Origin of the sequence: Nonomuraea sp. NPDC050328 (assembly GCF_044459405.1) — a bacterium.
Taxonomy (GTDB): domain Bacteria; phylum Actinomycetota; class Actinomycetes; order Streptosporangiales; family Streptosporangiaceae; genus Nonomuraea.
The window spans coordinates 175,985-189,200 of record NZ_JBITIW010000010.1 but is presented as its reverse complement, the minus strand read 5'-3'; the positions used below and the strand labels follow the sequence as shown (position 1 = coordinate 189,200).

The window sequence follows — 13,216 nt, the reverse complement described above, 5'->3', positions numbered from 1 at the left end:
CGCATGCGCTTGAGGAGGAGGCTGATGCCAACCCTCCTCAAAGTGCTGTTGGACAGAGAAATGCCTTCGTGCTCGCTCACCACTCCTCTCAGAAGAGGGCTTCCTGGTTGATCAGGTACAACAAACCGTCCGTGAGCAAGCGGACGTCGTTAGGCGTGTTCTGGAAGCTGTTCCACTTGCGAGCCTCGCTTGAGCCGAACTTCCAGGAGCCGCCCGTCCAGGCAGCGCCTGCCTCAATGCGCTTGAGTGCGTCGTTGACCGCGCCAGGGATCTCCTGAGGAGGTAGGTCCTCCGTTAGGTGATCCATGATGAACCCCATTGCCTGAATCCCTACGCCATGGGAGAGCCGCGAGAGCCTCGGCGGCAGCGACCATGCCTCTGGGAACGTCTCCCGCACCAATCCCCAATAGGTGTTGAGATGTGCAAGCATTTTGTCGACGTCGCCGGCACCATCCATGGGATCGCGATACTGATAGAGAGCTCCCTGATACAGACTGTGCTCGATCATTCGGAGGATGCTGTTGTCCTTGATGTAGCCATCGGGAGACGTGGGCGTGGCGATGGCTCGATAGAACGGGCCATTGAACGTCCCATTGAGGCGGGTCATGAGGGCGGCAGGGAGCTGGCGACGAGCATAAGTCGGCGGCAGGTGAGTGTTCGTGTCCGGCAGCAGTTCGTGGATCAGGCCCTTAGGAAGGGGTTTGGTGTTGTTGACGAGGATGAACTGTGCACGCTGCTCAGCATCGTTGTCCGCTATGAATCCGACCGCCGCGACGGGGAACTCTCCGATGTCGGCGTCCCGGATAGCAGCACTTCGCTGTTGGCCGTCGACTACCCATGCCGGCTTTTCGTCATCCTCTAGGGTCTCGTCTAGGGGGATGGCGAGTTCCCCGGGCACCGAGTAGCCGATTTCGTGGCTCGTGACCGCAGGTTCGAAGCGAACGCGACTGTCGAAGGCGAGCACTAGCGCGTTCGGCAGCATCGGATTCTCCGACTCAAGGTAGCGCTGGATAGCTCGGATGTGGCTAGCAACCTCAGGCCGCTGATACCCCTGGAGTTGGTCTTTCGCGTCACGACGTATGCGGGAGACCGCTGCAAACTCGTGGAGCCTCTTGCCGTCGACAGCGAAGCAATAGATGCGGCGCGATCCCTGCCGGACCTCCAACGCTGGAAGACGAAGGATCTGGCGGTCGGCCATTAGTTCTCCTGTCCAAGGGGGTGCTTGATGTGGTGCATCTTAGTGGCGAACACCGACAAGTTGTGGAATCCGCGTCTCTTGTTCCGTTCAGATCCGCGGAAGATAGCTATCTCAATACCGTGCGCAGCGCAGATTGTGCACTTGCATGACTTCCAGGGTTTGGCTTCGAGAGTAACGCGATAGGCCGGAATCCTGCTCTGTTTCTTGTCCGATTCAACCAATCGTTCGTACTCTTCGAGGATCTCAACCACTCTGTCCACGGTCTCAGAGCCTTCGTCATATGCACGCAGGCGCTTCATGCATTCACGCTCTGCAGTCCTAGCTTTCGCCTGCGAGACTTCGCCCGCCAGAATCCGTCGTTTGAGGGCCGGATTCCCATCGACCTGTGGCACTCGAATAGCGGTATAAGCCATGCCCTCCGTGTGGTAGTTGTTGCGGTCGTCCATAAACGACTGTCGAAACGGCGAGGTGCTGTCGAAGCTACTGACGCCGTGGAGGGCAAACTCTTCCATCGATGCCACCCTTGTGATCCCCAAGAGATGCAACTCTGTGGTGGGCCAGCGCAAATGATCTATTTCTTGCAGGCAAGCGAGAATGTCGACAGTCTTCAGAGGAACCATGCCTCCGAGGGCGATACGCTTATAGCCGATTTCCTGCAGGCGTCGGACGCTGTCCGCGTAACTGGCGGGACTCCATCCTTGAGCAGCGCCAACAGGTTCGATCCTATTTCCTCTGCGTTCAACGGCCTCGTAGAAGTCGGCTGCGTACCGGAGCGAGATCTCGCGTCGCTTTTTCCACATCGGATTTGCTTCCTCATCCGAGACCTTCGGATCATAGCCGAAGATGACGTGGTCGACGCTGATCCCAGCGTGGAAGCCGCAGCGCTCATAGAAGTCTAGGACCTCATCGATCGTATATGGAGGAAGCTCTTCGTCGACGTAATTGAAGGCACCACAGTCCCCGATCGTCACAATGTTCTCAGGGAGCCTGAAATACCTGCGCACTCCTAGCCGATAGAGCCGCTCTCGTTGCGGCATAGAGTACTTTCCGGCCCCTTTTACAGAGCCGTCTACAATCGCCTTGCTGACAAGGAGGCCGTCATAGGGCAATGGCTCAAGGATCTCGTGTGCATACTTGTCATCTCGCTGCCGCACACGGTACGGGGAGTGTTCCTCAGTGAAAAAGTTAAATGTGGGACTCACTTGGTCCTGGCTGTCCGGAAAGTAGAACTTCACGCGAGTCCCCTACGTGCAATCTGATAGACGCGAATGAGATAGTTAGAGAGTTCGTGAACGTGCTTGCTCACATTCTCGATCTCGTTCCATCGGTGCCCTATTTCTTCCCATACTCCCGACGTCCACCTGCAGTGCGGGGCGATAAGTTCCAAATGCTTTCTCACTGTTTCCGGCGCGTCGCTTCGCAGTGGGTCGACGACGCCCAGAATCCGGTCCATAAGGCGGCCCATTGCCCTGATTCCAGCACCATGCATAAGACGGCTTTTCTCCGGCGACTTGCCCCACGCATCCGGGAATGTCTCCCGAACCGCCGTCCAGTAGAGGAAGAGCGCCTGGATGATTCCGTCGAAGTCGGTCTCTCCTCGACCGATATCGCGATAAGGATAGAGGGCTCCAGAATGGGATGTGAGGCTTTCCTGAATCATGTCCACGATTCCGGTGTCGGTAACTACTGCACCGGACTGCTTAGTACCAGCAGCGGAGGCACGTTTGATAAGGCCGTAGAATGGTGAGTTCTTGTCCGAGTTCAGGATGTCGCACAACTGCGACGGAGCCTTCCTGATGGCGAGTCGCGGCGGAAGCGGACTGTCGACCTCGGGAAGGAGTTCTGTCACCAATCCACGTGGCAGTGGTTTGGTGTTGTTGATCCGAACGAATTGATCTCGCTGCAAATTCACGGTGTCTGCGATGAAGGCGATGATCGGCATTGGGAAGTCCTGGCGGCGTGCTTGAGAGAGTGCCAGTGCGCGTTGCTGTCCGTCGACGATCCAAGCCGGCTTCGGTTTTCCCTCTTCGGGAAGAGGGACCACGAGCCTACCGGTATCCGAGACGCCATCGTCTGGATACCTGTTTCCACCACGGGTGCATCTAAAGTGCACGCGTGAAGACAGCGCCATGATGATTGGATTCGGAAAAATTGGCAGGTCGCTGTCCAGATATTGGACGATTTCTTGGATGTGCTTCTTCACCTGCGGACGCTGGTAACCGATCAGCTTCCCTGCTTCGTCTCTGCTCACTCTGGAGATGTCAGCGAACTTCAGCACTTGATCCGCACGTAGCATGAACGAGAATAGCGGATACTCCTTCACCTGAATGATGCGAAGAGCACGGACTTCGATCGCATCGGTCCACTGCGGCGTCGTCACTGCCAGCCACCCGCCGAAGCACGCTGCTCTTCGAGAAAAAGGCCCCTGAAACGAGCTTGCTCGCAGGAGAGCCCTGAGCTTCGCAGCTCGCGTAGTAGAGGGGTTGCCGATGTAGGCCCGTATTCCAGTCGCTTTCGGATGAAGGCACGGACTTCATCGTCTGTCATACGGATCCCGGCTGGCTTTCGAGGAACCTCCGGTGCTGTTGCAAGGGCGTCGCTCATGAGCTTGGCCAGCAGTGGGCGCTGTACGGCGTCTCCACGCAGGCGTGATTCCTTGAGCACATGCATCGCCGCTCGGGCATTCAGCGAAAGGAGACTCCCACCGACTACGGACCGGAGTGCCGCCGTGACTGGGACTATCAGGTCATCGACGTCAGCACAGCGCCCGGCCGGCCCGATGACCGAGAGGTTATCGCTATTGGACAGCCTCGAAGAGGCTTCTCGCAGGTCGTCTGCACATGCGCGAAGATAGGGATCCGAGAGCACAGCAACGATCGCTGCGTCGGGGTAGAGACTGGCCAGCGCTGCGAGGGAGCGCGGTTGCCCAGGACGCGGCCCGACCCACTGGGCGAGGAGTTCCCACCACTGGCGGGTCCCGTCAGTGTCCGTGGCCACCGAGTCCTCATGCCCAAAGGCAAACGTACCCGCATAGGGGGCTACGGGCGCGTCTACAGGGATCAGTCCATACCCTGCGGAGCACACCCATAGTGCTGCCTCTTGGCCAACTACCTCGGCTAGATCACGTGCAATGAGCCAATGTTCGCCCGCGTACAGGCTACTCGCGGCCACGGGAGTCTCGGCGCCTGATAGGCGCTTGATCCATTCGTCGCAACGCTCATCCGCCCTCTTGGCCTTCAAACTGCGAACACGGAGGTGCTCAGGGACTGGGAGTCGCTTGCGGTTGGTGCATGTCACCACAACATGCACGACTTGGCCGTTTCGACCAACACTGTCGGCCATGGAACTACGCACCGTTCGGCGAGGTCCACGAGACCGCCGCATATGCCGCGTGATTGTGAATGCTCTCGTCGTTGACGGCGCGCACGCGATAAGCGGTGATGCGGTCAGAAGCCGAAAGGACCTGACAAACGCTACGCACCATATCTTCGACGAAGACTGGGTTATCGTAGCCAGCCATGGTCACATGACGCTCATCCGGACGCTTGAGCAACGCATAGACCGGTGACGAAGCCGCCCCCTCGGCAATGTCGATCAACTCGTCAAACCATATGTCGGTCGCGTGGTCCGACGGCTTAACTTCAATCGTGACGTGACCTCGCTGATTGTGCGCGCCACGATCGCTGATGGCTTTGCTACAGGGGCACACGCTGGTGACCGGCACCTCAACACTCAACATCAACTGGGTATCGGCCACACTGCTGGTCACGGTTACAGCACAGGTGTACTCGACGAAGGCGCGTGACCGTGTAATGGGTGCCTCACGCTCGAGGAAGTAGGGGAAGACCAAGTGAACGCGCGCGCTGGCGCTCCCCATGTGCTCCCGCAATTCGTCCGCCAGGCCTATCGCCGTAGAGGAGGTCAGTTGCTCGCGAGAACCATGCAACACTTCAACGAAGCGGCTCAGATGAGCGCCCTTGACCTCAGGTCCGAGGGTTACAGACATCGCGGCCGTGGCCACGGTCTCACGCTTGGCACCCTGGCCATCGGCTACGAGGACGGGATACCGGAGGCCTTCGATCCCGACTTCGTCCAGCGCTACGCCACGACTGTCGGGTGCAGCCTGCACATCGGCGAGCATCAGTCCTCCCCTCGGTAGATGCACCCAGAAGTGCACGTCTCTCGGACATGAATCGCCGACAGCGGCAACGAGTCGACCAGTCGATCCCAGATCCACTTGGCGAGGACTTCGCTGGTGGGGTTCTCAAGCCCTGCGATCTCGTTCAGGTAGTAATGGTCGAGTTGGTCCAGCAACGGCTTGAATACCTTCTTGATCTCTCCGAAGTCCATCAGCCACCCGGTGACAGGGTCGACCTCACCGCGGATGTGCACTTCGACTCGGTAGCTGTGTCCGTGAAGCCTGGCGCACTTGTGCCCCTCAGGCACGTTCGGAAGCCTGTGGGCTGCTTCGAACGTGAATTCACGAAAGATCTCGATCAACGGATTCCCAAAATCTTGTGAGTTTGGACGCTCAACTGCCATTGAGGATGATCAAGGCAGTACTCGATGGCCGCCTTGGTGTTGGCGATGAGGTCCGCACCGTCCATGGGCTGCAGCAGGAAACGATCAAAGTCAAGGCCCTCGAAGAGCTCCGGCTCAGCCCCAACCTGTGGGTAGACCAGTTTCAGATCGTGCCCCGATGTCAGGACCAACTCGGTGCCTGCCTTGGGACTCACGCAGATCCAGTCGATGCCAGCGGGAGCCGCCCGGGTGCCATTGGTTTCAATGGCCACTTCGAACCCCTCAGCGTGCAGGGCGTCGACTGCTTCCTCATCGAGTTGCAGTAGCGGCTCTCCACCTGTGCAGACGACATAGGGCCGACTACGCGAATGAGATTTGCCCAGCCACGTCTTGGCGACGGCCGCAGCGAGGTCGGCAGCCGTCTTGAAACGTCCGCCGCCTGGGCCATCCATGCCGACGAAGTCCGTATCGCAGAACCTGCAGATCGCTCGGCGTCGATCTTCCTCCCTACCCGTCCACAAATTACAGCTTGTGAACCGACAGAACACAGACGGTCGCCCTGCGTGACTGCCCTCGCCCTGAAGAGTGTAGAAGATCTCTTTGATGCGATACACGACGAATCAAGCCTTCGAGGTGAAGGACGGGTCCACTAGGCCCAACTCCGCGAAACCTCGCCCACGAAGGAGGCAAGAGTCGCAAGTCTCGCAAGCACGACCGTCGATCGGGTCGTAGCAACTGTGGGTCAGAGAGTAGTCGACACCTAGATCAAGGCCACGCTGGATCGTCTGAGCTTTGGTGAGGTTGATCAGAGGGGTGTGGATCTTCAGCTTCTGTATGCCTTCAACGCCGGCCTTCGTCGCGAGGTTGGCCATGCGCTCGTATGCCTCGATGTACTCGGGTCGACAGTCGGGGTAGCCGGAGTAGTCGAGAGCGTTGACTCCGATGAAGATGTCAGAGGAACCAAGCGTCTCTGCCCAGGCGAGCGCAAAGGAGAGGAACACGGTATTACGGGCCGGAACATAGGTGATTGGGATGCCAGCGTCCAGATCGTCCACACTCTCGTGGTGGGGCACGTCGAGCGCGTGATCGGTAAGTGCGGATCCACCGAAGACTGCGAGGTTGATGTCGGCGATCACGTGCTGGGTGGCACCAAGTTCAACAGCGATCTTCTTGGCCGACTCGAGCTCCTCGGTGTGACGCTGTCCATAGCGGAAGCTAAGAGCATATGTCTCGTAACCTTCCTCCCGAGCGATGGCAAGAACGGTCGTCGAGTCGAGCCCCCCACTCAGGAGCACCACGGCCTTGCGCATATCTGTAGTCACTTGATCGCCTTCTGTTCGCATGGAAGCCAACAGAAACTTACACCACAACCGACCCAGTAGACATCGTAGTTTCCAGAAGATGTCCCTGCCAACCTGGCCTGCAGTCACCTGGAGCGACGTTCCGCCGTTGGGAGCGCCGCCGCAGGCTGCCCGCACATCACAGATGCCAGATTAGAGGTCATCAATCAGCAGAACCAGATGACGCCACGAATCGATCAGGAGAAAGTGCACCTCCTGCTCCGGCCGCAGGTGTAGCAGTTTTCCGGCGATCCAGACGGCCACAACGAGGAGGTCGTGCACTCGTAACAGCGGAATCGCCCAGCAAGAAGGTCCCCCATTCGCAAGTCAAGATCATACTTGTATCTGCCGGGCGCAGATGTCCCATAGCAGCGGGATTCACACCGTTGTCGGTGCTGTTGGCTGTACTGTCTGGAAGTTCGCCCTGCTGTTACCGGCCGGGCCAAGCAGCCACTTGAACAGAGAGCAGAACGTGAAGGCTTCCGTAACCGCTGGCAGCGTCGCGCTCGTTGCGTACATCGCTACGATTCCTGCGGCCAACCTGGCAGTCACCCACCTTGGCGCGGTCCCTGTGGGCTTCGGCTACGTAGCGCCCGCCGGTGTCTACCTGGTGGGACTGGCACTCGTCCTTCGAGACCTCAGCCGAGAAGCGGCCGGCCGGCTTGCAGTCTTGGGAGCTATAGCGGCTGGGATCGTCATCTCATACGTACTGGCCGACCCTGACCTCGCCGTGGCCTCAGCCGTAGCCTTCGCCGTCGCGGAGCTAGCGGACTTCGCTGCCTACGAACCACTTCGCCAGCGAGGACTGCTGCTCGCCATAGTCGCCTCGAATGCGGTAGGCATCCTGTGCGACAGCCTCTTGTTCCTGAAGCTGGCCTTCAACTCCTTTGACTACCTCCAGGGGCAGATTCTTGGCAAGATCTGGATGACCCTGGCGGCAGTTGCAGTGTTGGCTCTCCTACGGCGAAGGAGAAGAGCCGAGGCATGAACATCTGGCACCGTCGGCATCGGTAGACATGGACGCCTCCGACACACGATGATCTCCATCGAAGCCGGGGCGATTCATCCGCTCTATGACACGGCGACTCTCAGGATCGGCGTTGGGGACATCCACGGGATGATCTTCCGCGGTCCCGGCGATACACGGCCTGTTTGCCCAGCTCAAGTTACCCGACCAGGTGGAGTAGCCTCCCCTCTCCTAAAGCGGGTGCCGCAAGTTCGGATTTGCTGCGCCATCTAATCGAGGCCGTGAAGCTGTGGCTTTCTCCCACGCACTCTTGGTCAGTGGCCCACGAGAATGTAGCGAAGGACCAATGATCGTGAACCTTATGCAAAATCATGATGGCAGTGTTCACCGCCATCATGATGGCCCAACACATGGTGACAACAATTCTAGCGCGAGGCCGGTCCGCTGAACTCCTAGCCTCGCGTCCGCCGACGCGAATTCAGACGACAAAAACGTCAAGGTGCTCCGCGACCACGCGTGGCGTCTCCAAGGTCGGGAAATGCGTCCGCCCCCCAAGGTGGATCGGTGAGTACCAAGGGTGTTCGGTGGCGAAGTCGGCGAGGGCCTGGTGATAAGTGGGGTCGTCCGGCTGGGAGTACAGGTGGGCGATGGGGCGGGGGGTGGTGAGGGCGGACATGCGGTGCAAAGGGGAGCCCCAGTGGGCGTAGGCGGCTTCGATGACGCGGCAGGAGCGGGCCCACATGTCGAAGTCGAAGAAGGCCATCTCCTGGTCCAGGTGCTTGTCCACGGGCGGGCAGGCGGCCATGGCACGCCAGAGGTCGAACAGGTTCTCGCGGCCGCGGATCCAGGTTCGCTCGTCCTGGATGGTGCGGAGGTCCTGGATGAAGGCTTCGGGGGCATCGAGTTGGAGCCAGTCGATCACAGCGACCTTCGGGACACGGGTCGGGCCCAGGCGGTCGGCGAGCTCGAGGTTGGCCCAGCCGCCGTGGGAAGTGGAGACGGGGACGACCTCGGTGACGCCGAGGTGGTCGAGGAGGGCGATGACGTCGTCGGCCTGTTCGGCGTAGCCGAAGTCCCGCTGCACGGACCGCTCGACGCCGTGGCCGCGCCAGTCGGCGCGGATCACGCGGTGCCGGCCCGTGAGGTACGGCAGGAGCTGATCGAACAGGCGGTGGTCCTGACACCAGCCGCTCAACAGCAGGAACGTGGTGGGGCCCGACCCGGTGATGTCGTAGTCGAGGGCATGGTCGTTGAGGAGGACGGTGTTCACAGGCGCCAGTCTTACCCGCCGAGCCGTACGACGACAAAGGGGGCGGTTCCGTCGTACGGAACGGGTACTTGAAGCGACCTGGTGCTATGTCGCGACCGTTATGGCGCAGGTCAGGATGGGTATTACTCGGTGCTCACCCCCTGGCACACCATGCCTGCATGACACGCACCGTGGTCACTGGCGGCCACCTCATCAGCATGGACGGCGAGTACGGCGAGCTTCCGCAGGGAGCCGTGCTGATCGAAGGCGACCGGATCGCCGCCGTCGCGCGTGACAGTTCGGAGTTCGACGGCGTCGACGCGCAGGTGATCGACGCCCAGGGCGGTTTCATCCTGCCGGGCATGGTGGACAGTCACCGGCACACCTGGATGGCGTTGTTGCGGGGTATCTCCGCCGACCAGTCGCTCATGGAGTTCCTGGGGAACGTGTTCTACGGGATCGGCTCGCTCATCACCGCCGAGGACATGAGCGCGGCCTCGACTGTGGGCGCGATCGAGGCCATCGACTCCGGCGTCACGACGATCATGGACTGCTGCGACTGCGTCAACTCCCCCGACCATGCGATCGCGGCGGTCGACGCGCTGCGCGCGACCGGGATCAGGCATGTGTACTCGTACGGCTTCCAGTGCTTCGCCTTCGAGCCGGCCGGGTTCGCCTCGCACGCCGAACGGCTCAAGGACGCTGAGCGGTTCCGCTCCTACGGCTGGGGCGGGCTGTCGAGCATGGGCATCCTGCTCAGCGACTTCGGCACGCTTCCGTTCGCGGATAGCGTGGCGGAGTTCCGGCTGACCGCCGAGCTCGATGTGCTGACCGCGTCGCATACGGCGGCGGCCACCTCGTCGATCCTGCTCAAGGGGCTTCGTGAGTTCCGCGATCACGGGCTGCTGCGGCCGGGCCACGTGCACATCCACTGTCCGGCTCTCGTCGGTGACGAGTGGCAGCTCGTGGCCGACACCGGGGGGCGGGTCACGATCGCGCCGGAGACCGAGATGCAGATGGGCATGGGTATCCCGCCGATCCGTCCCGCGCTCGAACATGGAATCCTGCCGGGGATCAGCACCGACATCGTGGCGGTCGGCTCGGGCGACCTGTTCTCGCAGTTGCGGCTCGGGCTGCAGACCCAGCGGATGCTCGACCACGACCGGGTCCACCGGACCGGCCGCATGCCGTCCTCGGTCGAGCTGACCGTACGGGACGCCCTGAGCTGGGGCACCCGGGGTAGTGCGGAGACGCTCGGCCTTGGCGATCGCATCGGCTCGCTGACGCCGGGGAAGCAGGCCGATGTGATCATCGTGAAGCCGAAGCTGGGGCTTGTGCCCTCCAGCCACCCCGTCGGCTCGGTCGTGCTCCAGTCCACGGCTGCTGATGTGGACACCGTGCTGATCGGGGGTGTGGTGCGCAAGCGGCATGGGCAGCTCGTCGGCTACGACCTGGATGCTGTTGCGGCCCGGGGCCAGCAGGCGCTCTCCCGTATTCGGAAGGCGGCGGCCGGGCTTCCGGTGCTCGGGCCGGAGGCGGTCGCGGGGTGGTTCGGGCAGGCGGAGAGGGTGGCTACTCAGGTGTTCGGGAGTGCTTACGGGGCCGAGGGCGCTCCAGCCGCACTGTAGATGGCGTCATCTCGGGCGCCGGCTTTGCTACAGCGTCTTGGCGCCCGGGACTTCGGTAGAGAACTGCAGCGCGCGGGCATGGCAGAGACCCTGACCTGTGCACTGAAGAAGCTGCCGACCGGTCACCGGCGCCCAAACCGGAGGCCGCCTAGTTAGACAAGTTCGTCGCTGAGCCGTTGGTGTCCGAGAGTGTGATGCTGACGATGGTATTGGAGGTGCGCATGATCGATTTCATGCTTGAGTTTCAGCTTGCCGATCGGCTCGCCATCCGTCCGATCTATAACCGAGAGATCATCCTCGATGGTGATCGCCCCATACTTGAAAAGGTCTCGGTGATTGGGACAGAGGCACAGCAGGTTGGCCTTGTTGTCGGGGCCGAGGTGAGGCTGCTCTAGCCCTCGAATATGAACGGTGGCAGCGATCCGCAGACCGCCTGGGACCTCAAGCACAGTGTCACATATCTGACAGGCATGGTCGTACACTTGCTTGAGTTCCGTGGCAAGTAATCTGTCGGCATAGATTCCTGGAGCAACTTCTACTCGGCGTCCGGGAGGAAGCTTGCGACTGAGGTGTGGCGATGCGGACCTCTTGGTGTTCCCGTCACCTATTTGCTCAAGTCGGAACTGAAGAACCATGCGCCCATCGGTGCCGCGCTTAGTCCAGTAATCGGCGACCGTGAAGAGCCCATCGTAGCTGTATCCAGCATTCGGGGAGAATTTCTTGTTACCCCCAGAGCCGCGGATAACCCGTACGGGCAGTTCAGTCATGATGCTCTTGATGAGCGCAGCGTTGCCTGAATCATCCGCCGACTGGTCCCTGACCTGCACACCGGTATTGGGATCCCGCCCACCGTGACCGGTATAGATGATGACATCTCCGTAGTCCTCATCGTCCTTGTACCCGCCCGAAACGACGATGGACTCCGCGCCGCCCTTCTCGGCAGTGCCACAAATGCCTGCTTGCAAGGGGCGGTGTACCCCCGCATCGTGCAGCGCCCGGCGGCTATCGAAGAGAGTCCCCGGTTCTATGCCGTTGATGGGACCAAAGCGCTCGTTGGCTTCGATGCGCTTTTGACTCCTGTGGGCACGGTTGCGCACCAAGGGAATGTGGGCCGCAAAATTCGACTCTCGCTTCTGCGGGATCGGGAGACCTTTGTCTCGAAGCGACTCGCGGGCGTGCTGATAGATCGCATCTACCTCAAGGAACTCAGGCTGTCCGGGGATGCCTTCGCTGAGGAAGTGGATCAACTCGCCCGTAAAGGCGGTGTAGGTGTCCAGTCCGCCTAGTGCAGTTTTGTTCTCGGTCGTAGCCGTCATCACATACGTGCCATTGACACGGGCGCTGTTCGCTACATGATTCGTTACATCATCAGTGCCCAACAGTCCAAGGGCCAGCCCGCTGTAGCAGCAGTCGAGAATGACGATCTTGCGTCGTGCCCTACTTACTCGAAGTTCGTTGCGCACGGTGTCGTAGGACACAGCGCTATACATGCGCTCGCTTTGCGAGCCCACCAAAGTGAGGTAGAGGTCACCCTCCGTGGAGTGTGTCAAACCATGGCCGGAAAAGTAGACGATGAGAGTATCTCTCGCCTCTTCTCCCGCTTGCCAGAGCGGGTCCATCATCGCGTGAATCGATGTGGGGTTATGCACAATCGTGCAGTGCTCTGCCGGCAGTCCCCACAAATCGGAGCGCTGCAGAAGGGCGCCCAACGTCTTCAAATTGTTTTCGACGGCGGGGAGAGGGCTCAGGTGGGTGTACTGACTCGTGCCGATGAGTACGGCACGCGAGGCCAGCGGATCAGGAAGGCTCAATCGCGATCCTCCAAGGCCCTAAGAATCTCGGCAATGAATTCCGACTCGGCCTCAGACACTACGACGGTCGTATTTCCATGCTCGATCGTCACCTGTGGACGATGCCGCCGTGTCCTCCGCCACTGCGACAGTGTCTCAACGAATGCTGGCCACTGCAATGCGCTTGTCACAGCCAGCGTAATGAGGTCGAGGGTGTCGCCCATCTCTCCGGGCTTCGGCTCCTTCGACTGCAGGCGCACGTCCATATAGTCGAGCTCGTCGAGGTCCCTCATCAGCCAGTCGTAGAGCGACCGGAGCTCCTGTTCGGCGAAATCCCCACTCATGCGAAGATTGACCGTTTCTGCCATCGCACCCACCTCCCAATTCATCATGAGACCGCATGGGCGATGCTAGCGCCGCTTATCTCACATAACATCCATAACCCACTAAACGGACACCGCGCATGGTCTAACGGGACCATCATTCAGCCACCGTTCGCTCGCGCGCACAAGCTAAGCACCGT

Annotated in this window: 12 protein-coding genes; 2 read left to right on the top strand and 10 right to left on the bottom strand. The window is 60.4% G+C overall.

Annotated elements, in window-relative coordinates:
- Positions 1-88: 88 nt before the first annotated feature.
- The 7 genes from dbpB (ACIBG7_RS32825) to queC form a co-directional block, all read right to left on the bottom strand.
- Positions 89-1,198 (bottom strand): DGQHR domain-containing protein DpdB, encoded by a 1,110-nt coding sequence (gene dbpB / locus ACIBG7_RS32825; RefSeq protein WP_397338697.1) that lies wholly within the window; start codon positions 1,196-1,198, stop codon positions 89-91.
- On the bottom strand, positions 1,198-2,433 hold the full coding sequence (gene dpdA, locus ACIBG7_RS32820) for a tRNA-guanine transglycosylase DpdA (protein ID WP_397338696.1): 1,236 nt from the start codon (positions 2,431-2,433) through the stop codon (positions 1,198-1,200). Before dpdA ends, dbpB (ACIBG7_RS32825) begins: the two co-directional genes overlap by 1 nt.
- On the bottom strand, positions 2,430-3,578 hold the full coding sequence (dbpB, locus tag ACIBG7_RS32815) for a DGQHR domain-containing protein DpdB (protein ID WP_397338695.1): 1,149 nt from the start codon (positions 3,576-3,578) through the stop codon (positions 2,430-2,432). The genes dpdA and dbpB (ACIBG7_RS32815) overlap by 4 nt, the downstream gene beginning before the upstream one ends.
- Before the next feature lie 966 nt (positions 3,579-4,544).
- Positions 4,545-5,339 (bottom strand): GTP cyclohydrolase FolE2, encoded by a 795-nt coding sequence (gene folE2 / locus ACIBG7_RS32810; protein ID WP_397338694.1) that lies wholly within the window; start codon positions 5,337-5,339, stop codon positions 4,545-4,547.
- The gene (queD, locus tag ACIBG7_RS32805; RefSeq protein WP_397338817.1) at positions 5,339-5,695 is read right to left on the bottom strand and encodes a 6-carboxytetrahydropterin synthase QueD; all 357 of its coding nucleotides are present in this window, start codon (positions 5,693-5,695) and stop codon (positions 5,339-5,341) included. Before queD ends, folE2 begins: the two co-directional genes overlap by 1 nt.
- Positions 5,695-6,333: a 7-carboxy-7-deazaguanine synthase gene (gene queE / locus ACIBG7_RS32800; RefSeq protein WP_397338693.1), complete on the bottom strand. Its 639-nt coding sequence runs from the start codon at positions 6,331-6,333 to the stop codon at positions 5,695-5,697. The genes queD and queE overlap by 1 nt, the downstream gene beginning before the upstream one ends.
- Before the next feature lie 6 nt (positions 6,334-6,339).
- A complete protein-coding gene (queC, locus tag ACIBG7_RS32795) occupies positions 6,340-7,029 on the bottom strand; it encodes a 7-cyano-7-deazaguanine synthase QueC (protein ID WP_397338692.1) in 690 nt (229 codons plus the stop codon).
- Between the two features lie 484 nt (positions 7,030-7,513).
- Here queC and ACIBG7_RS32790 point away from each other — a divergent pair, with 484 nt between their 5' ends.
- Positions 7,514-8,047, top strand: a complete 534-nt coding sequence (locus ACIBG7_RS32790) for a VUT family protein (RefSeq protein ID WP_397338691.1) — start codon at positions 7,514-7,516, stop codon at positions 8,045-8,047.
- A 457-nt stretch (positions 8,048-8,504) separates the two neighbouring features.
- On the opposite strand, the gene ACIBG7_RS32785 is transcribed toward ACIBG7_RS32790, so the two are convergent.
- Entirely contained in the window at positions 8,505-9,296 is a 792-nt protein-coding gene (locus ACIBG7_RS32785; protein WP_397338690.1) for an alpha/beta fold hydrolase, read from the bottom strand.
- Positions 9,297-9,454: 158 nt separating this feature from the next.
- Between ACIBG7_RS32785 and ACIBG7_RS32780 the strand changes: the two genes are divergently transcribed.
- Entirely contained in the window at positions 9,455-10,903 is a 1,449-nt protein-coding gene (locus tag ACIBG7_RS32780; protein WP_397338689.1) for an amidohydrolase family protein, read from the top strand.
- A 152-nt stretch (positions 10,904-11,055) separates the two neighbouring features.
- Here ACIBG7_RS32780 and ACIBG7_RS32775 read toward each other — a convergent pair whose 3' ends face one another.
- Positions 11,056-12,714, bottom strand: a complete 1,659-nt coding sequence (locus ACIBG7_RS32775) for a YDG/SRA domain-containing protein (protein ID WP_397338688.1) — start codon at positions 12,712-12,714, stop codon at positions 11,056-11,058.
- Positions 12,711-13,061: a hypothetical protein gene (locus tag ACIBG7_RS32770; protein ID WP_397338687.1), complete on the bottom strand. Its 351-nt coding sequence runs from the start codon at positions 13,059-13,061 to the stop codon at positions 12,711-12,713. Before ACIBG7_RS32770 ends, ACIBG7_RS32775 begins: the two co-directional genes overlap by 4 nt.
- Between the last annotated feature and the right edge of the window lie 155 nt (positions 13,062-13,216).

Coding starts and splice junctions, on each gene's coding strand:
- dbpB (WP_397338697.1), bottom strand. CDS start 1,198: ATGGCCGACCGCCAGATCCTTCGTCTTCCAGCGTTGGAGGTCCGGCAG.
- folE2 (WP_397338694.1), bottom strand. CDS start 5,339: ATGCTCGCCGATGTGCAGGCTGCACCCGACAGTCGTGGCGTAGCGCTG.
- queC (WP_397338692.1), bottom strand. CDS start 7,029: ATGCGCAAGGCCGTGGTGCTCCTGAGTGGGGGGCTCGACTCGACGACC.
- ACIBG7_RS32780 (WP_397338689.1), top strand. CDS start 9,455: ATGACACGCACCGTGGTCACTGGCGGCCACCTCATCAGCATGGACGGC.
- ACIBG7_RS32770 (WP_397338687.1), bottom strand. CDS start 13,061: ATGGCAGAAACGGTCAATCTTCGCATGAGTGGGGATTTCGCCGAACAG.